The sequence below is a fragment of the Thalassospira sp. A40-3 genome (assembly GCF_015871485.1).
Lineage (GTDB): Bacteria > Pseudomonadota > Alphaproteobacteria > Rhodospirillales > Thalassospiraceae > Thalassospira > Thalassospira tepidiphila.
Genome location: NZ_CP065428.1, coordinates 533,891 through 555,915, shown reverse-complemented (window position 1 = coordinate 555,915; position 22,025 = coordinate 533,891). Strand labels below are relative to the sequence as shown.

Genomic DNA, 22,025 nt, shown 5'->3' with positions numbered 1-22,025 from the left:
CGCTATGAGCACATGTTGCGCACCCAAGACCCGATCCTTTTCCCGCTTTGTGCGCAATTACGTGCTGCTGGGTCTGGTGATTACGCTCGTGCTTTATACGGTGGTCGTCAATTTTTACATGCTGTATGGCAAGTGGATGGTGGCGTCCTTCCAGCTTCAAGTCATTGCCGAACAATATGACAATGAACTGGCCGAAAATCCCGAAGCCCCCTTGCCCAAGGGTTTCAATATTGAAACCTTCACCGGGTTTGATCAGCTGCCGGCAGAATTGCGCGCGCACGCAACACCGGACGATCTTGAGATTGGCGAGCTTTTCTATATCAACACCGACAAATATGCCGCCGAAGAAAACCCGGAAAATCCGGTTTTTCTGGTCTTCCCCTATCAGCTGCGCAATGGGGATGACATCCTGATCCTGCAGACCTATCACGCCGGGGATGAAGACAGCATCTATTTCGTGCGCCTGCATAAGCTGGCCCTGCTGTCGATCCCGTTTGCCATGGCGGTGGTAGGCATCTTTGCCTGGTTCCTGTGGGTGATTGGCAAACGTCTGACCAAGCCATCCGAGAACCTTCAGAACTGGGCCAACAATCTGACGGCAGATAACCTGCGCGAACCGATCCCGGATTTCGGGTTTGAAGAGCTTAATGACGTTGCCCACGAACTGCATCGATCAGTTGACCAGATCGACAAATTCGTTGCCCGTGAACGTGAATTCCTCCGTCAGGCCAGCCACGAGCTGCGCACGCCCGTTACCATCGTTTCGGGCAATGTCGAACTTCTGGAAAAAAGCCCGCTCAACGCAACGCAGGCACGCGTTATGGCCCGCATCAAACGCGCCAACCGCAATATGCAGCAATTGCTTGAAACGCTGTTGTGGCTGGGCCGTGACAATGCACCGCTTGGTCAAACCGAAACGATTAACATCAACGCGTTCATCGAACAGGAAATCAGTGATCTTTCCTATCTGATGGAGGGCAAACACGTTACCTGCACGTTTGAACCTGACAGCCGCGAAACCGAGATCGCGACCTCGCGCGCGGCACTGATGATTGTGGTGTCCAACCTGATCCGAAATGCGTTCCAGCACACCCCAAAAGGCGAAGTCAAGATCACGCTTTCCGGCACGCAGATCTGCGTCGAAAACGCCATCCTGACCTGCAATGGTCAATGCACGATGCCTCAGGGCGAAGGCATTGGCCTGCAACTCGTCCGGCGTATTTGTGAACGTCTTGACTGGACCTGCACACTTACGCATCTGCCCAATGGCGGCATGTCGGTTTGCCTGGATCCGGGCACAGCAACATTGGTTAAACCTGAACCCGAACTGGTCTAAGCAAACAGGTTATTGCCAAACCTGTTATCGAAAAAACCGCGACAAGCGTTTTGCTATCACCTATCGTGATGGCATCATGGCTTTTACCATTCGACAGCTTCAGTATTTCGTCGCCGTGGCCGAACAGGGAACTGTATCGGGGGCGGCGCATATTCTGTCGATTTCGCAATCGGCCGTGACAGAGGCGATCAAGGAACTTGAAGCCGATCTGGGGGTCGCGCTGTTTGATCGTCATTCGCGCGGGCTTAACATCACCCATAACGGCCATCAGTTCCTGCGCCATGCCACGACCATCCTTGCCAATGTTTCAGACGCCAAACAGGCCTTTGAGGAAACCGCTCAAACCCAAAAGGGCGAATTGCATCTGGGCGTTACATCGCTGGTCGCGGGTTATGTGCTTTCTGACATTCTGGCACGCTATCGCCGTGCCTATCCGCAGATAACGGTAAGTGCGACCGAGGATAATGGCGATTATCTTGAACACCTTCTGATTGGCGGCGAGATCGATGTTGCCGTGATGGTGATTTCCAACCTGCGGGATCGTCTGGCATTGCAATCTGAAATTCTTGAAGTTTCGCCCTATCGGCTTTGGCTGCCGCTGGGTCACAAACTGGCCACCGCACAAAGCATCACGCTTGATGATGTCACATCCGAGCCGCTGATCATGCTGACCATCGACGAGATCGAGGAAGCAACCGGCAAATTGCTGGGTGCGCTTGGCACTCGTCCCCGTGTTGCCTTCCGGACAAGGTCGGTTGAGGCGGTGCGAAGCCTTGTTGCCACCGGGGCCGGATTGTCGCTTTTGCCTGATCTGGTCTATCGCCCCTGGTCGCTTGAGGGCGACCGGATTGAAAGCCGCGATGTATCGGGTACGCTTCCAATGGTTCAGGTCGGCGTTGTCTGGCGAAAAGGCTCCCCGTTGTCCCAGGCGGCACGTGATTTTATCGGTCTGGCACAGGCCCATCGCGCCACCCGCCTGCGTTAAACACGCACATATCATCACCAGTGAAACAAGAAAATCGCCATGTAACAGACCGTTACGCTGCGCCGCAACAGATATCGGAAAATCCGATAACGTATTTCTGTTAAATGAAATTGTGAATGCTCCAGATCAGCGTAGGCTTGCCGTCGGGAAATAAAAGTCACGCGAACTGACGTCCTGCAACTGGGAGACATCACAATGAAATCACTATTGAAATCAGGCACGTCCGTGATGGTCGTGCTTGCCTTTGCCGCCAGTCAGGCGGCTGCCGCTGACATGATGACCGAACTTGGCACACCGGAAGGTTCCGTGAATATCGTTGCCTGGCCGGGCTATATCGAGCGCGGCGAAACGGATGCCAATTTTGACTGGGTAACCGCCTTTGAAAAGGAAACCGGATGCGCGGTGAATGTCAAAACCGCCAACACATCCGATGAAATGGTCGCGCTGATGAACGAAGGCGGCTTTGATCTTGTCACCGCATCGGGCGATGCGTCGCTGCGCATGATTGCCGGCAAACGCGTTCAGCCGATCAATACCGACCTGATCCCAAGCTGGAACACCGTCGATGACCGCCTGAAAAGCGCGCCATGGCACACGGTTGACGGCGTGCATTACGGGACGCCCTATCAGTGGGGTCCGAACGTTCTGATGTACAATACCGACGCCTTCGCCGAAGCACCGAAAAGCTGGAATGTCGTGTTCGAGGAAATGACCCTTGCTGATGGCAAATCGAACAAGGGTCGCGTTCAGGCCTATGACGGACCGATCCACATCGCCGACGCCGCGCAATATCTGATGGCGCACAACCCCGAACTTGGCATCAAAAGCCCCTATGAGCTGAATGCCGATCAATATGCCGCAGCACTTGATCTGCTGCGCGGGCAGCGTGAACTGGTGTCACGGTACTGGCATGATGCCTTCATCCAGATGGATGATTTCAAGAACGAAGGCGTTGTCGCATCCGGTTCCTGGCCGTTCCAGGTCAACCTTCTGAAATCGGAAGGCCTTCCGATTGCATCGACGATCCCCGAAGAAGGGGTTACCGGCTGGGCTGATACCACCATGCTCCATGCCGAAGCTGAAAACCCGACCTGTGCCTATCTCTGGATGGAACATTCCCTGTCTCCGAAAGTTCAGGGCGACCTTGCGGCATGGTTTGGTTCCAACCCGGCTGTTCCGGCAGCCTGCACCGGCAATGCCCTGTTGGGCGATGAAGGTTGCGCCACCAACGGCTTTGATGATTTCGACCGTGTCAGCTTCTGGCAGACCCCGGTTTCGAAATGCGAAAGCCAGGGTGAATGCGTGCCTTATTATCGTTGGGTTTCCGACTATATCGGCGTGATTGGCGGCCGCTAAGCGATCCTGCGATCAGGTTCCCCACCCTTGTGAACCTGATCGGGCAAGGGGATGCGCATGGCGTGTTGTCACACCCGGCACGAAATGCGCACCCCATTCTGATCGGCGGCAATGTCACGGCACTTCCGGGCTCCGGGGGACCCGAAAGGTGTCATTGCCGCTGATCAACCGCCAACGCCAAATACACCACACCCGCCACCATTCCTTACGAAACGAAATCCGACTTATGTGCGGGTTTCAAACAACTGGTTGACCCATGACGACTGCAGTTTCCTTCGCAAAGGTTTCAAGACATTTCGGCGCGGTTCGCGCTGTGGATAATGTCGACCTGTCGATTGCCGAGGGCGAATTTTTCGCCATGCTCGGCCCGTCAGGATCAGGCAAAACCACCTGTCTGCGCCTTATTGCCGGGTTTGAACAACCCACCAGCGGCCATATCGAGATTTTCGGCACCACCGTCGAACATGTGCCGCCCTATCGCCGCAACGTGAACACGGTGTTTCAGGACTATGCCCTGTTCCCGCACATGAACATCATCGACAACGTCGCCTATGGCCTGATGATCCGCGGCATGAACAAAACCGATCGTCATGCGGCTGCCAACGAGGCGCTCGAACTGGTTGCCCTGCCGGGTTACGGCGAACGTCGCCCGGGGCAGCTTTCCGGCGGTCAGCGCCAACGCGTGGCGCTTGCCCGCGCATTGGTCAACAAACCCAAGGTGCTGTTGCTTGACGAGCCGCTTGGCGCGCTGGACCTCAAACTGCGCGAACAGATGCAGGAAGAGCTCAAAATCCTGCAACGCAAACTTGGCATTACCTTTGTTTTCGTCACCCATGATCAGGGTGAAGCCCTTTCGATGGCGGATCGGGTCGCGGTTTTCAACGACGGTAAAATCCAGCAGATCGGAAGCCCGCAAGACATCTATCAACGTCCGGAAAGCCGCTTTGTCGCCGATTTCGTTGGCTCGTCGAATGTGCTTGAACCGGGTTTTGTCAAACAGCTGACCGGCAGGGAAAGCTATGCCAGCCTGCGGCCCGAGGCGATCCGCATCGTTTCCGCCGATGGCCATAGCGCCAAAGTCACCGGCAGCAGTTATCTTGGTGGCACCACGCGCATCAGCCTTGCACTTGGCGATATGCGGATCGGCGCGCTGATCCCGGCCGATCAGGCCGTGCCGGAGAACGGCACCACCGTTCAAATCAGCTGGCAGGAAAATGACCTGCATCTGATGGAGGGGGCGCAATGACCGCCACCAGAGCCACCAGCGCCACCAGCGCCACCAGCGCATCCAATGCCACAACGGTTCAAAGCGAAAGTGCTGTTCTGCCCGGAGAGGGTGGGATCACCGGCGCCTTGTCTGACAAGTTCTGGCGCAATCCGAAGCTTCTTTTGATCCTGATGCTGACCCCGCCGGCCCTTTGGCTTGGCATCATCTATCTTGGTTCGCTTTTTGCGTTGCTCGCGCAAAGCTTTTTCTCGATCGATGAATTTTCCGGCTTGGTTCAATATGAACTGACGCTGAAAACGTATGGCGAACTGTTCCGCCCCGCCAATCTCGACATCATCATCCGCACGGTTTCGATGGCAGCCATCGTGACACTTGCCGCGGCCTGTGTTGCATTTCCGATTGGCTATTTCGCTGCGCGCTATGCACGCGGCAAGTGGAAGGCGTTGTTTTACATCGGCGTGATGTTGCCGCTTTGGTCAAGCTATCTGGTCAAGGTCTATGCCTGGAAACTAATCCTGGCCAAGGAAGGCATCCTGACCTGGATTTTCACCAAGCTGCACCTGACCTGGCTGCTTGAAGCCTGGCTGGCGATCCCGATCATTGGCGGTTATTCGCTGTCGGTCAGCTATACCGGGACTTTCCTTGTTTTCCTCTATGTCTGGTTGCCTTTTATGGTTTTGCCGGTGCAAGCAGCACTTGAACGCGTCCCCGGCAGCTTTATCGAGGCATCGGGCGACCTTGGTGCGACGCCAGGCCAAACATTCCGTCACGTGATTTTCCCGCTGGCCTTGCCGGGCATTGTTGCCGGCTCGATCTTTACCTTCTCACTCACGCTGGGCGATTACATCATTCCGCAGATTGTCGGCTCCTCACGGCTGTTTATCGGTCAGGCGGTCTATGCCCAACAGGGCACGGCGGGCAACATTCCGCTGGCGGCTGCCTTTACGGTCGTGCCGATGGTTATCATGGGCTTCTATCTTTGGGGTGCCAAACGGATGGGGGCTTTCGATGCGCTCTGATGGGAAACAACGCGCTCCTTGGGGCCTGAAACTTGCCGCCGGTCTTGGCCTTGCCTTCATGCATTTGCCGATTGCGCTGATTTTTGTCTATGCCTTCACGACAGAAGATAAATCCTATCAGTGGCCACCGCCCGGCTTTACCCTGAAATGGCTTGAGGTGACGTGGAACCGCCCGGATGTCTGGGAGGCGTTGAAACTGTCGCTGCAGACCGCAACCATTTCGACCCTGATCGCGATGGTTCTGGGAACACTTTGTGCGGCGGCGGTATCACGCACCAAATTTTTTGGCCGTGAAACCATCTCGCTTCTGGTGATCCTGCCGATTGCGTTGCCGGGTATCATTACCGGTATTGCGCTTCGTTCGGCATTTAGTATTGCCGACATTCCGTTCTCGATCTGGACGATCATTCTGGGTCACGCGACCTTTTGTGTGGTGGTTGTCTATAACAACGCGGTTGCGCGGTTCAGACGGACCTCGGGGTCGCTGGTCGAAGCCTCGATGGATCTGGGGGCCAACAGTTTCCAGACTTTCCGGCATGTCATTTTACCCAATATTGGCACGGCGCTTCTGGCCGGTGGCATGCTGGCCTTTGCCCTGTCCTTTGACGAAGTGATCGTCACGACCTTTACCGCCGGACAGCAGTCGACCCTGCCGATCTGGATGCTTGAAGAACTTGTCCGACCCCGCCAGCGTCCGGTCACCAATGTGGTGGCGATGGTGGTGGTTCTGGTCACGGTCCTGCCGATCCTGGCTGCCTATTACCTGACACGCGATGGCGATCAGGTGGCCGGATCGGGAAAATAACAGCACGCGATAACGCTACCAACGGGAGAGCTTATTATGGATACCAAGATGCTGATCGGCAGCAGCCTTGAAATGGGCATTGAGGCCGAAGAAAACATCATCAATCCCAAGACCGGCGAAACCATCATGATGCTGCCCGAAGCATCGATGGAACAGATCGACCGTGCGGTCAGCGCGGCCGAGCACGCCTTCCAGTCATGGTCGCGCACAACCCCGGCAGAACGGTCAAACTACCTTCTGAAAATTGCTGATCGGATCGAAGCCGAGGCCGAAGAGTTCGTCAAACTGGAATCGCTTAATTGCGGCAAACCGATCAATGCGGTCCGCGATGATGAAATTCCGGCCATTGTCGATTGCTATCGCTTCTTTGCCGGTGCCGTGCGCTGCATGCAGGGATCGATTGCCGGGGAATATATGGCGGGCCATACCTCGATGATCCGCCGCGATCCGATCGGGGTGGTCGGTTCTATCGCGCCGTGGAACTATCCGATGATGATGATGGCCTGGAAACTGGCCCCGGCGATTGCCGGGGGCAACACGGTCGTTTTCAAGCCATCTGAACAAACGCCACTGACCGCGCTTAAGATGGCGACCATTCTGGCAGATATCCTGCCCGAAGGTGTGGTCAATATTGTTCTTGGTCGTGGCGCCACGGTGGGCAATGCCCTGATCAATCATCCCAAGGTCGATATGGTGTCGATCACGGGTGATGTCGCGACGGGCAAGAAGGTTCTTCAGGCTGCGGCGAAATCAGTCAAACGCACGCACCTCGAACTGGGTGGCAAGGCACCGGTGATTGTCTTTGATGATGCCGATGTCGATGCCGTTGTCGAAGGATTGCGGGCATTCAGCTACTATAACGCCGGTCAGGACTGCACGGCGGCATGCCGGATTTATGCTGGCCCGAAAATCCATGACAAGCTGGTGGCGGACCTGTCATCTGCGGTTTCCAGCATCGCCTATGCCCGTGCGGACGACAGCGAAAACGAAATCGGCCCGCTGATTTCCGAACGCCAGCGTGACCGTGTGGCAAGCTTCGTCGCGCGTGCGTCCGAACAAAAACACATGGAAATTACCACCGGTGGCAAGCTGCATGATGGACCTGGCTTCTTCTATCAGCCGACCGTGATTGCCGGTGCGCTTCAATCTGATGAAATCGTCCGGCGCGAAGTGTTTGGTCCGGTGGCGTCGATCACCCGCTTTACAGATGTGGATGAGGCCGTCGCATGGGCCAATGATTCCGATTACGGTCTGGCATCTTCGATCTGGACCAAGGATATTTCGCGCGCCATGCAAACAAGTGCCCGCCTTCGTTATGGCTGCACCTGGATCAATACCCACTTCATGCTGGTCAATGAAATGCCCCATGGCGGTCTGAAACAGTCCGGCTATGGTAAGGATATGTCGCATTACGCGCTGGAGGATTACACCGCCGCCCGTCACATCATGATCGCGCACGGTTAAGCCAAAAAATCCAATCATCAGACAGAAAGGGCAGCCCATCCGCTGCCCTTCTTTATTGGTCTGACTTATGGCCGAAACAGCCTTGCCGCCGGATGTTCGAACGTTACCCGACCATCCTTCATGCCCCAGATCGGGCGACTGATTTCGGAGACCACTTGTGCGCGGCTTTGGGCGGGCAGGACGATGAAGCTTGCGGCTTTGCCGACCGCGATCTTGCTGGATCGGCCGAGAAGTTTGGCCGGGGCGTCGGACACCATGGCAAAGCAGTTTTCAAGTTCGGCCTCGGTCGCAAGCTGACTGACATTGGCATAAAGATTTGCCATGCGCGACAGCGAACAATCACCATAAGGCGTAAACGGATTCAGCACATTGTTGGTCGCAATCGTGCAACACACACCATGGGCGGCGAGCTTGTGTGCGGGCGCGACACCACAGGGGACTGAATGGTCATGATCGCGCCCGGTCAGGAAAAGGTCGGTTGCGGGCAACACGGTCAGGCCGATCCCGGCATCGCGCATGATGGCAATCGTGTCTTCAAGTTCGGGTTTGGGCAAAACCGACAGTTTGGTCACATGCCCGATCATCACGCGGCCCTGCCAGCCAAAGGCGGTGGATTGTTTGGCAACTTCATCCAGATGGCGCCAGCTGGCATCAAGATCGAAATCAAGATGGAAATCCAGATCAACATCATAGTCGCGCGCCATTTCAAACAGACGCAGGATCTGGCCATGTGGATCGGTATCCATATAGGGACAGCCGCCCAGCAGATCGGCACCGTTATCCAATGCTGCGCGCAACAGCTCCTCGGTGCCGGGATAGTTGAACAGGCCTTCCTGCGGGAAAACGCAAATCTCGATATCCATTGCCCAGGCATAGTCGGCCTTGAGCCGCTTGATGGCATTAAAACCGGCCAAGCCAATGCCCGGATCGATTTCGACATGGGTGCGGACCGCATTGGTGCCCTCGGTAATTGCCTTTTCAATCACGCGGGCACCGCGGGCGTAAATGTCATCCTCGGTAAAGCCGCTTTTGGCGTTGGCGACGGCACTGATCGCGCCCTTTAACGTGCCGGTTTCGTTTTTGGCCCGGTCAAGAATGCAGGCCTTATCAAGGTGAATGTGGCTTTCCACAAAGCCGCAGCTGATCAGCTGGCCCGCTGCATCAAAGCTTGGCGCATCACCCGTAATCGACTGGGCAATTTCAACAATTTTTCCATCCGCCACGGCAAGATCGACAAGCGCATTCTCGCCATTCAGGCAGGCGTTCCTCACCAGATAATCAAGCATTCTCGTGTGTTTCCTGTTTTGGTTTCTTATCGCCTTGTTCAGAGCCACCCAAATAGGCAGCAATCAGGCGTTCATCTTTTCTCAGCTCGGATGCCTTGCCCTTGGCAACCACCTGCCCCTGTTCAAGGACATAAGCATAATCAGCTACCGAAAGCGCCATGGTCGCCATCTGATCGACCAGAAGAATGGTCACCCCTTCGTCACGCAATTCGCCGAGAATGGCATAGAGTTCCTCGACCATGGCCGGGGCCAGACCAAGAGATGGCTCATCAAGCAACAACGCCTTTGGCTTGGCCACCAGTCCACGGGCAATTGCCATCATTTGCTGTTCGCCACCTGACAACAATCCAGCCGGGCTGTTGATACGATCGCGCAGACGCGGGAAGCGATTGAGGATGGCTTCAAGTTCATCCGAACTGACAGGTTTGGGTTGCTTATAGGCCCCCAGTTCGATGTTTTCGCGCACGGTCAGTTCCGGGAAGACCTGACGGCCTTCGGGCACCAGAACCAAGCCCTGTTCGACGATCTGATGCGGGGCAAGATCATGGATATATTCGTTATTGAGAACGATCTTGCCATCCACGGGGCGGAGCAACCCGGCCAGTGCAGTCAGGAAGGTCGACTTGCCCGCACCGTTTGCCCCCAGAAGCGCAACCATTTCGCCCTGCCGGACCTTAAGATCAATGGAATGCAGAACCGGTGCGGCGCCATACCCGGCTGTCAGGCGCAGGGTTTCAATCACCGGAGAGTCCCCGGCCTCAAACGGGATCGGCCGCGGGCGAGCCTTCATTTCGCCGTCACCAAGGTAGGCCGCGATGACCTGCGGGTCGTTTTGCACGGCCTGCGGGGTGTCAAAGATGATCGGGGTTCCGGCATCCACGGCCAAAATCTGATCGGAAATGCCCATGACCATTTCCATGTCATGTTCGACCAGCACCACCGTAATCCCGGCATCGGCCAGTTGGCGCAGCAATTTCGCCAGTGACACCTTATCGGCATGCATCAAACCAGCAGCCGGTTCATCGAGCAACAACACACCGGGCTTGGTCGCCAGCGACCGGGCGATTTCAACCAGCCTGCGATCGACATGCGGCAGGTCACCGGCACGGGCATCGATATCACCATGATAGCCACAAAAGGCCAGAAGACCGGCGGCATGGTTGCGGTTGGCATCCGATGCAATCGCACTGAACGGCTTGCCAAAGCGACCGACCGGAAGACCGGCAATCACGTTGTCGATCACCGACATGTTTTCAAACAAACGGGTCGCCTGATAGGTGCGCGCAATACCATTACGCGCAGCAAAATCGGTGGGCTTGCCCGCAATATCCTGATCACCGATGCGCACCACACCTTCGGTCGGTTTGTAAAAGCCGCTGATGATGTTCAAAAGTGTGGTTTTACCTGCCCCGTTCGGTCCGATGATAGATGTGACATCGCCCGGCTTGGCGGTGAAGGAAACGGCATTGACCGCCTTCACCCCGCCAAAGGCGATGGACAGGTTTTCAACCACCAGACCATCGGATTTGGCGTACTCCTTAAGCCCGGCCTCGATCTCGTCCGCCGGGGTGGCGGTGACACCGCGTTTGGTCAGCGGAATGAACCGTTCGATCACGCCGACAATGCCGCGCGGTGCAATCAGCAACACGACAATCAAAAGGCCGCCAAAAATCAGCAGGCGATATTCGGCAAAATCGGCCAGCATTTCGGGCAACAAGACCGAAACCGATGCGCCGACCAGCGGCCCCAGAACCGTGCCCGCACCGCCAAGAATGACGGCAAACAGATACAGGATCGACTGGCTGAGCGGGAAGTTTGACGGTGCGATAAACATCATAAGCGGCGCGAAAAGCGCACCGGCAAGCCCCGCCATGGCAGCCGCAATGGCAAAGCCGGTCGCCTTGACGGCAAAGGCGTTATAGCCAAGCGAACTTGCGGCAATTTCGGCATCACGCATGCTGGTCATCGCCATGCCCCAGCCACTTGTCGCCAGACGACGGAAGGCAAAAAGCGCAACCCCGGCCAGAACGACACACAGCATCACAAGATCGCGTTCGCTAAACATATAGCCAAACAGGTCGGGCATCGGGAAACCCATCAGGCCGTTTTGCCCGCCGGTCAGCGCCCGCCATTCAATCGCGCCATGTTCGACAATAAAGGCAAAGGCAATCGTCACCATGGCAAGGAACGGCCCGGCCATCCGCACAGCCGAAAGGGCCAGGACACAGCCCGCCAACCCGGCGATCACGGTCGATGCAATCAGCGCCATCCAGAAATTAAGCCCGGCCAGGGTCAGAATGGCACTGGCATAGGCGCCGATGGCAAAGAACCCGACCTGCCCAAGCGACACCAGCCCGGTCAGGCCATATAAAACGTTGAGCCCCACGCACAAAACGGTGGTGATGGCGACAAGGCCGATGACGAACTGGGTATAGCCGCCCGTGATCGTCACACCGATCAAACCGGCGATGATGGCGGCCAGAATGGTAGCATCAAGGGCGATGGATTTATTGAGCTTGGGCATCGGATTTTTGAATTTGATTTCGCGTTTCATCATCAGACCTTCTTGATCGCAGCACGGCCAAACAGGCCGCTTGGTTTGACGGTCAGAACCGCGATCACAAGCGCGAAGACGACGATGAAGGTGTAGGACGATCCGAGATAGGTGGTCACACCGGCCTCAACCAGGCCATAGATAAAGCCGGCCAACATCACGCTATAGGCCGATGTCATGCCGCCCAGAATGGCAACCGCAAAGGCCTTGAGACCAAAAAGCGTTCCCATATCGGAATGCACCGAGAACAGCGGCGCAATCAAAAGCCCGGCACACCCGGCCAGCATCGATGAAATGGCAAAGGATCCGGTCACCATCAAGGTGGTGTTGATCCCCATCAGCTTGGCTGCCTGAAGGTTCTGCACGACGGCCAAAAGGGCGCGGCCCTGACGGGTATGACGGAACAGGGCATGGAGTGCGAGTGCGACACCAATGGCCGCCACCGGGATCAGGATCTGTTGCGGGTAAACGCCGGTGCCAAAGACATTCCAGCTTTCACCAACAAGGGCGGATGGCAGGGTGCGCGGTTCGTTGCCAAAGGTAAACAGGACGGCGTTATCAAGCAAAATGCCGCCCGCGACAGTCGCCATCAGCCAGGCTTCGGAATTGCGAACGGCAAACGGACGAACAAGGAAAAATTCGACCATGATACCGGCAAGCCCACAGCACAAAATGGCCAGCGGATAGCCAACAATGACCGGAAAACCGTATCGTTCGCAGAATACAAAGCCCAGAACAGCGCCCAGCATCACCATCGATCCTTGTGCGAAATTGACCTTGGAGGACACCGAATAGGTGATCTGGAAACCAAGTGCGATCAGCCCGTACATACTGCCCAGACCGATCCCGGTTATCAGAGCTGCGATTAAGAGTGTCATTGCCAGCCGCCTGCTTATGCCGTGCACATAAGTGCATCATTTAAAATGAATAAATCCCCCGTCGGCGTGCATTGGGGAACACGCCGACAGGGTTGGATAAGTTGCTTATTTGATCGGAATGATCTGACCTTCGACGAAATGCGCGAAGGTGTAGTCTTCCGGACCAAGCGCATCCTGATCGTCCGGGGTGAACGGCTTGTCATAGGTTTTGATCATGCCTTCGACACCGCTGATTTCGTACATGGCTTCGCGGATGGCCGGACCTTCGGTCGAACCGGCCTTTTCAATCGCCGCTGCAATCAGAAGGGTTGCGTCATAGGCGTTGGCAATGCCGGTTGCCGGGGTCACGTCGGCAAGGGTTTCGATCTCCGGGAACTTTTCCTGAAGTTTGACGAACATCGGATTGGCCGGATCGGTAAACAGATAGGTCTGGATGAAGTGGACTTTCTCGCCCGACTTGCCCGCCAGTTCGGTGAAGCGGCCACCAGCCGGACCCCAATGCGAGGAAATCGGAACATCCCAGCCCATGCGATCAAGCGACTTGATCACCTGTGCGGTCGGGGCAACGTTGGCAACCACAAACAGGGAATCCGCGCCGTTTTCCTTAAGACGGGTCAGCTGCGGGACAACATCGACATCGTTTGATTCAAACTTTTCGATCCCGGCATGTTCCATGCCACGCTTTTCAAGTGCCTTGAGCAAGCCCTTTTCATTCGACTCCCCCCACGGGTTGTTGATCAGGATCATGCCCGGTTTCTTGGCACCGTAATTGGCGATCAGATATTCCGTGATGGCTTCGTCGACATATTCATCAACGGCCGAAACGCGGAAGACATAGTTTTCCTCGGCACCGTTTTTGGTGATCCCGGTTCCGGCAGCCCACGGGCCAATGAACGGGATTTTCTGCTGGTTCACATACGGCACGATGGCAAAGGATACCGGCGTATCAAGGCCGCCAATGATCGCCGCAACGCCTTCGCGCTGGGCCAGTTCACGGGCCGCGACCAGACCCTTGCCCGGGTTGCTTTCATCATCACGCGATACAAGTTCAAGCGGCTTGCCAAGAACGCCGCCCTCGGCATTGATCTTGTCAATCGCAAGGGTGATGCCACGCGTAATGGCTTCGCCCGATTTGGCCGACTGTCCGCTGAGTGCGGCAACAAGGCCAAGCTTCACAGTGTCTTCTGCACGGGCATCATGGGCAGGCAGGGTGGTGGCGAACATCAGCGCAGCAGCAGCCCCGAGAAGGGCGGCACGCCGCGTTATTTTCCGGAAAGGCGAAGAAATAGGCATGTGAGACTCCCTGATTATGTGTCTGCGTCGTCCGGCGTCGCAAATTGGGCATGCGCACCAAATCGTCACCGCATTGCAGCAAGCGACATGCCAAGAATCACAATCATTCAAAATCAGGGACTTAGGCGTTTTCCCACCGCTTCGGAAAACAGAATTGCCTCATGTATACGCAAATTGCATGCAATTTTTGCATAAAATTAGTGCATGCAAAATTTCTGCACAGCGTTTATGCTGATGCCAGATCAATTCCCGAAAACAGAGGCCTTCGAAATGAGTGACCAAACCGTGGAAAATGTGCTCGATACCCTGCCGCCAGAGGCGCAGACGGTGCGTGATTTTCTGGATGCATCCATGAAGCCCGACCCGGAACTGGCGGCGACATTCATGTCCGATGATGTTGTCATCACCTTTACCGATGGTCAGAAATACGATCATCCGTCGGGCACAACGGCGTTTAACGCCGCGCGTTATAAATGGGTGAAAAAGAAGTTTGGCCAGTTTGATGTCGCCCATACCAATGGCCAGACTGTTGTTTACAGCACCGGTTGGCTTTACGGCGAATGGCCCGACGGCACCCCGTTTGAAGGCAACCGTTATGTCGACCGTTTCGTGATTGAAAACGGCAAGATCATCAAAATGGATGTCTGGAATGAAAGTGCGGAACGCATTCTGATCCGCAAGGGCATCAAGGCCTGAGCCAGACCGGAACCCGAATGATGCAGCCCGCACCAATCATCTGCCATCCGCACGTCACGCGCGAGGTCCCGCGTGCGGCTGTTGATGCGGCAGTGGTGCGCGCGGGTTTAGCTGGTGCCGTCACGCACCTTCTTGGCATAGGGTTCCAGCGCATCAAGATACAAAAGCGGCCCGCTTTCCTTGGTCGTGAACAGGGCGCGGTCGGCAACCGCCGTCAGATGATGGCGCATCAGTTTGCGCGCCGCATCTTCGTCTCCCTTGGCAAGGGCCTCGATAATCTGGCGGTGCTCCTGAATGCCGCAATCGGTCGAATGCGGGCGGGCATAAAGCGACAATGTCAGGCCACAGCGATAGCCGATTTCCTCGACATAGCGCAGCAAGACCGGGCTTCCGGCAAGGCGGGCCAGCAGGATGTGGAATTCGGTGGCAAGACGGATCGAAATCGGTTCGGACGCGTTTTCGGCTTCGACTTCCTTGGCAAGGTGGGCTTCAAGTTCGCCCAGAATTTCCGGGCTCATATTCTTGATCACCCGACTGATGACAAGGTCTTCGATCTGGGTGCGCAGTTCAAACAGATCGCGGGCTTCTTCAAGACTGGGCTTGGCAACCGCAGCGCCCTTGTTGCGACGAAGCTCGACCAGCCCTTCGGCGGCAAGCCGTTCAAGCGACTGGCGAATAAGGGTGCGGCTGACGCCGAAACGTTCGCCAAGGGAATCTTCGGGCAGCTTCATGCCAGGCATCAGAACACGTTCGAGGATTGCCGAACGCAATGCCGAACTGATCATGTCTGTGCGATGCTTTGCCTTGTCCGCTGCTTTCATCCCGATCCGCCAAGTTTCTTGTTTCGATCACTTTATTGCCTGCGCCTGTATAAAGGATTGCATTCAATTTCGCCACAACCGATGCACGCATAACGCTAACCTGTTTGAAATCAATCCTTTTGGCTGAAAGAACCAAGCCCATGACCGACCATCAAACCGCCCCCGAACATCGCGCCATGGTCACAAGCCCCAGCACGGCGGCCAGCGAAGCCGGTGCGCAAGTCTTGCGCGATGGCGGCACCGCGATTGAGGCCGTCGTCGCCACCGCGGCGGTGTTGGCGGTAACATACCCGCATTTCTGCGGTATTGGCGGCGATGCGGTCTGGATGGTTTCAGACAACACGGGCAAGGTGCAGTCTTTCCTGGGTATTGGTCAGGCCGCCGAAAAAGGCGCCGATACAATCACGCCCGGCACGCCCATTCCGCTACGCGGTCCGGGCTCGACCCTGACCACCGCCTGCACGGTGGATTCATGGCAACATGCGCTTGATCATTCGGCAAAGAACTGGGGCGGGACCAAAAGCCTTAAGGACTTGATCACGCCTGCGATTGCGCTTGCGGAAAACGGCTTTGCGATCAGTCCGTCACAATGTTTCTGGCTTGATTTCCGTAAAGAGGAAATCGCCAATTGGCCGGGCTTCATGGATGTCTTCACCCCGAATGCGCGAATGCCGCATGTCGGTGAAACCTTCCATCAGCCGCACTTGGCGCAAAGCCTGAAACGCATTGCCGAATATGGCGCGCGCGATTTCTATGAAGGCGGGCTTGCCGATCAGATTGTCAAAGGCCTGTCGGCCGTTGGATCGCCGATCACCAAGGCGGATTTAGCAAAAACCCGGACCCGCACGGTCGATGCCGTATCGCTTGATTATGGTGACGTCACCCTGTTTGCCCCGCCCGCGCCCACGCAAGGATTGGCGACACTTATGACCATGGGGGTGTTGCGTGAACTGGGGCAAAAGGACTGGGCAGAGGGAACGGCGGATCATTACCATCTGGTGGTCGAGGCCATCAAACGCGCATTCCTGAAGCGCGATCAGATCGCCGATCCCGCTTTCACCAGCACTGATTTTGCCACTCTTCTGGATCACGCCGGTCTGGCCGCAGACGCCAAGGACATCTCGCCCACCAAGGCACTTGATTGGCCGCATCCGTTCCGGCATGGCGATACGGTGTTTCTGGCCGCCAAGGATGCCAATGGCAATTGCGCCAGTGTGTTGCAAAGCACCTATTTCGATTGGGGCAGCGGCGTTGTCGCGGGCGATACCGGCATTGTCTGGCAAAACCGCGGGGCCGCATTCAGCACCGATCCAGCTCACCCGAATGCCTTCGCACCGGGCAAGCTTCCGTTCTATACGCTTAATCCCGGTATGGCGCTTAAGGGTGGCAAACCGCATCTGCTTTATGGGACGCAAGGGGCCGATGGACAGCCACAAACCCTTGCCATGCTGCTCACCCGGATGCTTGATTTCGGCCTGTCGCCGACGGACGCACTCGCCAAACCGCGCTTCCTGCTTGGCAAAACGTTTTCAGACACCAATGACAGCCTGAAACTTGAAGTCGATGCCGGGGATGACGTGTTTGACGAACTGGCTGCACGCGGCCACATCCTGCGCGCCATTGAACCGCAAAGTGCGCTGGCTGGTCAGGCCGGGATCATTCGCATTGACGACGACGGCTTTGTCGAAGGTGCGCATGATCCGCGCAGTGACGGCAAGGCGATTGGCGTTTAAAGTCTTCGTTCGCTTGGCCTAGCGCGGGCACCGGTCCGGGTGGGCGTTGGCGAAGGCCGCGATCGCGTTACAGCTTTGTTCTATCGCGCAAATTCGTGGAAGGTGAGAAAAGCTCACATTCCAGCGGCGTGCGTTATAAAGCTGCGGGATCAGACAGATATCGGCCATGGATGGGCGGTCACCGTGGCAGAAATCGCCGTTGGTGCCGTCCCCGTCACCGGCCAGCATGGCTTCAAACCCGGCCAAGCCCGATCCGATATATTTCGTCATCCATTCCTGTCGTGCGGCGTCGGCGTCATCACCATGCGCCTCGGCAATATCCATCACATGGCGCACCACACCCAGATTACAGACCGGATGGGTATCCATGGCAATCGCATGCGACAGCGCCCGCACCCGTTGGCGGGCCAGCGTTTCGGTCGGCAAAAGCCCCTGCCCCGGCCGGGTTTCATCAAGATATTCGATGATCGAAACCGACTGGGTCATCATGACCCCGTCGATTTCAAGGGCGGGGACGAGGCCTTGCGGATTGCGCACCAGGTGTTCGCCGATTTTGTGACTGCCAGCCAGCAGATCAACCGGCACCGTTCGGTAGGGAAGATTGAGCAACCCCAGTGCAATCCGCACGCGATAACTCGCCGAGGATCGCCAATAGTCATATAAAACGATCTCGCTCATGATCTCGCTCATAGTGGGGCCTTATGGTTTGTATTGGCGAACAGTTTGTTCAATCGCGCCAAAGATTGATTGGCCCTTGGCATCGCGCATTTCGATTTTGACGCTGTCGCCAAATTGCAGGAAGGGCGTTACCGCCGAGCCATTTTCAATGGTTTCGATCATGCGGATTTCAGCAATGCAGGAATAACCCGCACCGCCCGCGGCAACCGGTTTGCCCGGTCCACCATCCAGCTTGTTCGATACCGTGCCCGACCCGATGATCGACCCGGCACAGAGCGGACGGGTGCGTGCGGCGTGGGCCACAAGCTGGGCAAAGTCAAAGGTCATATCGATCCCGGCATTGGCACGCCCGAACGGCTTGCCATTAAGATCAACACAAAGCGGCAGGTGAAGTTTGCCACCATCCCACGCATCGCCCAGTTCATCCGGGGTCACGGCAACCGGGGAAAAGGCCGAAGACGGCTTGGACTGGAAGAAACCAAATCCCTTGGCCAGTTCGCCGGGGATAAGACCACGCAGCGACACGTCATTGACCAGCATGATCAAGCGAATGGCATCACGCGCCTGATCAAGGGTTGCGCCCATCGGGACATCATCGGTGATGACGGCAATTTCGCCTTCCATGTCGATGCCCCAGGCGGTATCGCCCATCAGGATGTCATCACGCGGACCAAGGAAGCTGTCCGAGCCGCCCTGATACATCAGCGGATCGGTCCAGAAACTTTGCGGCATCTCGGCACCGCGGGCTTTGCGGACCAGTTCGACGTGATTGACATAGGCCGATCCATCGGCCCACTGGAATGCGCGTGGCAAAGGTGAATGTGCCTTGGTCTGATCAAATGCAACGCGTTTCGCCGGACCTGATCCGGCTTCGACATCGCCTGCCAGATCCTTGAGACGCGGGGCAATATCGGCCCAGTTATCAAGGGCTGCCTGAAGGGTTGGCGCAATCGCGCTGGCATCGACATATTCCGACAGGTCCTTGGAAACCAGCACCAGCTGGCCGTCGCGGGTACCATTTTTAAGGGTGGCGAGTTTCATTGTTTTTGTGCCTCCGGCATTCTTTTCGTTAAGTCCTGAGTGATTGCTTTTTGGGGTCGCGGTTACGGGCGACCTTCGGGGGTGCCATCGAACTTGCGTTCCAGCCCCGACCAGCAATCAAGATAATCGTCCTGAAGCGTTTCCAGTTCGGCGGCGAATTTTGTCAGTTGTTGCGGATAGCGGGTCTCGAACATGAAGGCCATGGTGCCATCGAGTTTTTGCGGCCCAAGTTCGGCGTTCGATGCCTTGTCAAACCCGTAGGCATCCGGCCCATGGGCCAGCATCATGTTATGCAGGCTCATGCCGCCGGGGACAAAGCCCTCTTCCTTGGCGTCATATTGGCCGCAAATCAGGCCCATGAATTCCGACATGATGTTGCGGTGATACCAAGGCGGGCGGAAAGTGTTTTCAGCCACCATCCAGCGCGGCGGGAAGATGACGAAATCAACATTGGCGGTGCCGGCCTCGTCGATTGGCGCGGTCAGCACGGTAAAGATCGACGGATCGGGATGATCAAACAGGATCGCGCCGACTGGCGAGAAGGTCCGAAGATCATATTTGAACGGTGTGTAGTTGCCATGCCATGCGACGACATCAAGCGGCGAATGGCCGATTTCAGTGACATGGAACTGCCCGCACCATTTGACCAACACCCGACACGGGGTTTCCTTATCCTCATAGGCGGCCACGGGTGTTTTGAAATCACGCGGATTGGCAAGGCAGTTGGCCCCGATCGGCCCGCGTTCGGGCAGGGTGAATTTGGCCCCATAGTTCTCGCAGACATAGCCGCGTGCGCCGCCATCAACCCCGGTCTCAAGGATGCTGACCTTAAACAGCATGCCGCGCGGAATAAGTGCTATTTCAAGCGGGGCGACATCCATCATGCCAAGTTCGGTGAAGATGCGAAGCGTGCCGCTTTCCGGCACGATCAGAAGTTCGCCATCAGCATTGAAGAAATAGTCATCGACCATGTCAGTGTTACAGACATAGACATGGCTTGCCATGCCGGTCTGGGTCATGGCATCGCCCGCAGTCGTGACCGTGCGCATGCCCGATATGAAATCAACTGCGTCCTTGGGCATCGGCACCGGATCCCAGCGCAACTGACCCAGCGCAAGGCTGTGATCATTCAGGCACGGCGCTGTTTTCCAAAACGGTCGATCAAGGGCGGCGAAGCGCCCGTTATGTTTGACACTCGGGCGAATGCGATACAGCCAGGACCGTTCATTGGTGCCGCGCGGGGCGGTGAAAGGCGATCCTGAAAGCTGTTCGGCATAAAGCCCATAGGCGCATTTTTGCGGGCTGTTTTGCCCTTGCGGCAACGCACCCGGAAGACTTTCGGTTTCAAAATCATTGCCGAAACCGGGCATGTAACGCAGATCGTTGGCACCGCCTTTTTCGGCATTTTTGGTCTGCTCGTTGTGATCCGTCATTGCCTTTTTCCTCCCAATCTTTGATATAGTTACATTCGTAACTGTAATTTTTGTAACTATCAAACAGCCTTTTGAAGCCAATGAAATCCGAATTCGATCTTCACAGTTTCCTGCCGTTTCTGATGCATCACGCCAGCGAAAAGCTCAGCCTTGGCTTTCGCGATATCTATCGCGACCGATACCGGATGACGCGGTCCGAATGGCGGGTTCTGGCGACACTCGGCCAGTATGGTGCCTTAACCGCGACCGAAATCGTGACCCATACCGGACTGCACAAAACCAAGGTTTCACGGGCTGTCTTTTCCATCGAGAAACGGCGTTGGTTGAAACGGTTTCAGGATGAAAATGATCGCCGTGTACATCGCCTTGACCTGACTGCGCAGGGAAAATCGGCCTTCACGTCACTGTGTGAGGCGGGCGTCGCCTATGACCGGAAAGTGCGCGACTTTCTGGGCAAAGATGAATTCAAACGTCTTTCTGACCTCCTGAAACGGTTTAACGACCTGTGATCCCGGCACCCTAAGCCTGATCAGATTCCGTGCGCGGCGTGCCACCCCAACTTTGCGTGAAATCGGCAATGGCACGGGTAAACACATCGAACGCCGCCTGTCCCGGCTGAAAGTAATTGGCATTGGGGTTCATCAGCGTGACGCAACAGGCCACCGCCCCGTCGAGATTATAAACCGGCGCACTGATTGCGGATAAACCGGGCACGATATCGCCTTCAATCACGGCTGCGCCGCGTTGCTTGGTGTCGGCAATCAGCCGGTCCACCGTGGCATCATCCCAATGCAGGATTTCCTGTTCGGCCGAAATGACATGTTCGATTGCGCTGCGCGGCATGCTGGTCAAAAAGGCCTGCCCGGTTGCAGAGCGCAAAAGCGGCATCACCGTGCCAAGCCCCATGGTCGATATGATCGGCGGGCCGCCATGTTCGGTGCGGATCAGAACCGGGCCACGTTCACCCCAGATCGCCAGATGCCCCGATGATCGCAACTCAATCGCCAGATTGCGCAACAGCCGACCGGCGCGCATCACAACATCATTGCGTTCAATCGCCGAAACACCCATGCGCAACGCCATCGGGCCAAGGCCATACAGCCCCGTCTGGTCATCCTGCCAGGCAAGGCCGATGCGCACCAGACTGGCAAGGTAGCGATGGACCTTTGCCGCGGGCATAGAAACCGCGTCTGCAAGGTCCTTTAGCGGAACCGGGAATTTGAAATCGCACAAGGCGGCAATAATGACGCCACTGACTTCGACCGACTGAATGCCTTTGCGCTTGTCAGCGGCATCAACCACGTCGGCGGTGTCATGTTCGGTTTCGCTATCCGGGATATTTTTGGGCGAGGCTTTGGTCAAAATTTACCTGCATAAATTTCATATTGCGTAATTGATTATATATATCATAATTCCAAT

At 56.4% G+C, this 22,025-nt stretch carries 19 protein-coding genes; 10 read left to right on the top strand and 9 right to left on the bottom strand.

The window, feature by feature from the left end; translation table 11 throughout:
- The first annotated feature begins 4 nt into the window (after positions 1 to 4).
- The 7 genes from IT893_RS02500 (at position 5) to IT893_RS02470 (ending at position 8,193) form a co-directional block, all read left to right on the top strand.
- The gene (locus tag IT893_RS02500) at positions 5 to 1,336 is read left to right on the top strand and encodes a HAMP domain-containing sensor histidine kinase (protein WP_197146718.1); all 1,332 of its coding nucleotides are present in this window, start codon (positions 5 to 7) and stop codon (positions 1,334 to 1,336) included.
- A 76-nt stretch (positions 1,337 to 1,412) separates the two neighbouring features.
- A complete protein-coding gene (locus IT893_RS02495) occupies positions 1,413 to 2,321 on the top strand; it encodes a LysR substrate-binding domain-containing protein (protein ID WP_197146717.1) in 909 nt (302 codons plus the stop codon).
- A gap of 195 nt (positions 2,322 to 2,516) precedes the next feature.
- A complete protein-coding gene (locus tag IT893_RS02490) occupies positions 2,517 to 3,677 on the top strand; it encodes an ABC transporter substrate-binding protein (protein WP_197146716.1) in 1,161 nt (386 codons plus the stop codon).
- A 256-nt stretch (positions 3,678 to 3,933) separates the two neighbouring features.
- Positions 3,934 to 4,923, top strand: coding sequence for an ABC transporter ATP-binding protein (locus IT893_RS02485; protein WP_197146715.1), 990 nt, complete (start codon positions 3,934 to 3,936; stop codon positions 4,921 to 4,923).
- Positions 4,920 to 5,924: an ABC transporter permease gene (locus IT893_RS02480; RefSeq protein ID WP_197146714.1), complete on the top strand. Its 1,005-nt coding sequence runs from the start codon at positions 4,920 to 4,922 to the stop codon at positions 5,922 to 5,924. The genes IT893_RS02485 and IT893_RS02480 overlap by 4 nt, the downstream gene beginning before the upstream one ends.
- Positions 5,914 to 6,729, top strand: a complete 816-nt coding sequence (locus IT893_RS02475) for an ABC transporter permease (protein WP_197146713.1) — start codon at positions 5,914 to 5,916, stop codon at positions 6,727 to 6,729. The genes IT893_RS02480 and IT893_RS02475 overlap by 11 nt, the downstream gene beginning before the upstream one ends.
- 36 nt (positions 6,730 to 6,765) lie before the next feature.
- Positions 6,766 to 8,193 carry a gamma-aminobutyraldehyde dehydrogenase gene (locus IT893_RS02470; RefSeq protein ID WP_197146712.1) on the top strand — a complete coding sequence of 476 codons (1,428 nt, stop codon included), beginning with the start codon at positions 6,766 to 6,768 and terminating at the stop codon, positions 8,191 to 8,193.
- A gap of 65 nt (positions 8,194 to 8,258) precedes the next feature.
- Here the strand turns inward: IT893_RS02470 and IT893_RS02465 are convergent, their stop codons facing one another.
- The 4 genes from IT893_RS02465 to IT893_RS02450 all read right to left on the bottom strand — a co-directional run bounded on the left by IT893_RS02465 (position 8,259) and on the right by IT893_RS02450 (position 14,204).
- Positions 8,259 to 9,479, bottom strand: coding sequence for an amidohydrolase family protein (locus tag IT893_RS02465; protein WP_197146711.1), 1,221 nt, complete (start codon positions 9,477 to 9,479; stop codon positions 8,259 to 8,261).
- Entirely contained in the window at positions 9,472 to 12,036 is a 2,565-nt protein-coding gene (locus tag IT893_RS02460) for a branched-chain amino acid ABC transporter ATP-binding protein/permease (RefSeq protein ID WP_197146710.1), read from the bottom strand. The genes IT893_RS02465 and IT893_RS02460 overlap by 8 nt, the downstream gene beginning before the upstream one ends.
- The gene (locus IT893_RS02455; RefSeq protein ID WP_197146709.1) at positions 12,036 to 12,911 is read right to left on the bottom strand and encodes a branched-chain amino acid ABC transporter permease; all 876 of its coding nucleotides are present in this window, start codon (positions 12,909 to 12,911) and stop codon (positions 12,036 to 12,038) included. The genes IT893_RS02460 and IT893_RS02455 overlap by 1 nt, the downstream gene beginning before the upstream one ends.
- Before the next feature lie 105 nt (positions 12,912 to 13,016).
- Positions 13,017 to 14,204, bottom strand: coding sequence for an ABC transporter substrate-binding protein (locus IT893_RS02450; RefSeq protein ID WP_120225618.1), 1,188 nt, complete (start codon positions 14,202 to 14,204; stop codon positions 13,017 to 13,019).
- Positions 14,205 to 14,474: 270 nt separating this feature from the next.
- Here IT893_RS02450 and IT893_RS02445 point away from each other — a divergent pair, with 270 nt between their 5' ends.
- Positions 14,475 to 14,900, top strand: coding sequence for a nuclear transport factor 2 family protein (locus tag IT893_RS02445; RefSeq protein WP_120225843.1), 426 nt, complete (start codon positions 14,475 to 14,477; stop codon positions 14,898 to 14,900).
- Positions 14,901 to 15,007: 107 nt separating this feature from the next.
- On the opposite strand, the gene IT893_RS02440 is transcribed toward IT893_RS02445, so the two are convergent.
- A complete protein-coding gene (locus IT893_RS02440) occupies positions 15,008 to 15,721 on the bottom strand; it encodes a GntR family transcriptional regulator (protein ID WP_008889992.1) in 714 nt (237 codons plus the stop codon).
- A gap of 140 nt (positions 15,722 to 15,861) precedes the next feature.
- Here IT893_RS02440 and IT893_RS02435 point away from each other — a divergent pair, with 140 nt between their 5' ends.
- A complete protein-coding gene (locus IT893_RS02435) occupies positions 15,862 to 17,454 on the top strand; it encodes a gamma-glutamyltransferase family protein (protein WP_197146708.1) in 1,593 nt (530 codons plus the stop codon).
- Positions 17,455 to 17,472: 18 nt separating this feature from the next.
- Here the strand turns inward: IT893_RS02435 and maiA are convergent, their stop codons facing one another.
- The 3 genes from maiA to hmgA form a co-directional block, all read right to left on the bottom strand.
- Entirely contained in the window at positions 17,473 to 18,132 is a 660-nt protein-coding gene (gene maiA / locus IT893_RS02430; RefSeq protein ID WP_252724055.1) for a maleylacetoacetate isomerase, read from the bottom strand.
- Between the two features lie 21 nt (positions 18,133 to 18,153).
- Positions 18,154 to 19,173, bottom strand: a complete 1,020-nt coding sequence (locus IT893_RS02425; RefSeq protein ID WP_197146706.1) for a fumarylacetoacetate hydrolase family protein — start codon at positions 19,171 to 19,173, stop codon at positions 18,154 to 18,156.
- 62 nt (positions 19,174 to 19,235) lie between these two features.
- Positions 19,236 to 20,606: a homogentisate 1,2-dioxygenase gene (gene hmgA / locus IT893_RS02420; protein ID WP_197146705.1), complete on the bottom strand. Its 1,371-nt coding sequence runs from the start codon at positions 20,604 to 20,606 to the stop codon at positions 19,236 to 19,238.
- 80 nt (positions 20,607 to 20,686) lie between these two features.
- Between hmgA and IT893_RS02415 the strand changes: the two genes are divergently transcribed.
- Positions 20,687 to 21,115, top strand: coding sequence for a MarR family winged helix-turn-helix transcriptional regulator (locus tag IT893_RS02415; RefSeq protein WP_197146704.1), 429 nt, complete (start codon positions 20,687 to 20,689; stop codon positions 21,113 to 21,115).
- Positions 21,116 to 21,125: 10 nt separating this feature from the next.
- Here IT893_RS02415 and IT893_RS02410 read toward each other — a convergent pair whose 3' ends face one another.
- A complete protein-coding gene (locus tag IT893_RS02410) occupies positions 21,126 to 21,968 on the bottom strand; it encodes an IclR family transcriptional regulator (RefSeq protein WP_197146703.1) in 843 nt (280 codons plus the stop codon).
- Positions 21,969 to 22,025: the final 57 nt, after the last annotated feature.

Coding starts and splice junctions, on each gene's coding strand:
- IT893_RS02425 (WP_197146706.1), bottom strand. CDS start 19,173: ATGAAACTCGCCACCCTTAAAAATGGTACCCGCGACGGCCAGCTGGTG.
- IT893_RS02480 (WP_197146714.1), top strand. CDS start 4,920: ATGACCGCCACCAGAGCCACCAGCGCCACCAGCGCCACCAGCGCATCC.
- IT893_RS02460 (WP_197146710.1), bottom strand. CDS start 12,036: ATGATGAAACGCGAAATCAAATTCAAAAATCCGATGCCCAAGCTCAAT.
- IT893_RS02500 (WP_197146718.1), top strand. CDS start 5: ATGAGCACATGTTGCGCACCCAAGACCCGATCCTTTTCCCGCTTTGTG.
- IT893_RS02450 (WP_120225618.1), bottom strand. CDS start 14,204: ATGCCTATTTCTTCGCCTTTCCGGAAAATAACGCGGCGTGCCGCCCTT.
- IT893_RS02415 (WP_197146704.1), top strand. CDS start 20,687: ATGAAATCCGAATTCGATCTTCACAGTTTCCTGCCGTTTCTGATGCAT.
- IT893_RS02490 (WP_197146716.1), top strand. CDS start 2,517: ATGAAATCACTATTGAAATCAGGCACGTCCGTGATGGTCGTGCTTGCC.
- IT893_RS02475 (WP_197146713.1), top strand. CDS start 5,914: ATGCGCTCTGATGGGAAACAACGCGCTCCTTGGGGCCTGAAACTTGCC.
- IT893_RS02435 (WP_197146708.1), top strand. CDS start 15,862: ATGACCGACCATCAAACCGCCCCCGAACATCGCGCCATGGTCACAAGC.
- IT893_RS02485 (WP_197146715.1), top strand. CDS start 3,934: ATGACGACTGCAGTTTCCTTCGCAAAGGTTTCAAGACATTTCGGCGCG.
- IT893_RS02495 (WP_197146717.1), top strand. CDS start 1,413: ATGGCTTTTACCATTCGACAGCTTCAGTATTTCGTCGCCGTGGCCGAA.
- IT893_RS02440 (WP_008889992.1), bottom strand. CDS start 15,721: ATGAAAGCAGCGGACAAGGCAAAGCATCGCACAGACATGATCAGTTCG.
- maiA (WP_252724055.1), bottom strand. CDS start 18,132: ATGAGCGAGATCGTTTTATATGACTATTGGCGATCCTCGGCGAGTTAT.
- IT893_RS02455 (WP_197146709.1), bottom strand. CDS start 12,911: ATGACACTCTTAATCGCAGCTCTGATAACCGGGATCGGTCTGGGCAGT.
- IT893_RS02470 (WP_197146712.1), top strand. CDS start 6,766: ATGGATACCAAGATGCTGATCGGCAGCAGCCTTGAAATGGGCATTGAG.
- IT893_RS02465 (WP_197146711.1), bottom strand. CDS start 9,479: ATGCTTGATTATCTGGTGAGGAACGCCTGCCTGAATGGCGAGAATGCG.
- hmgA (WP_197146705.1), bottom strand. CDS start 20,606: ATGACGGATCACAACGAGCAGACCAAAAATGCCGAAAAAGGCGGTGCC.
- IT893_RS02445 (WP_120225843.1), top strand. CDS start 14,475: ATGAGTGACCAAACCGTGGAAAATGTGCTCGATACCCTGCCGCCAGAG.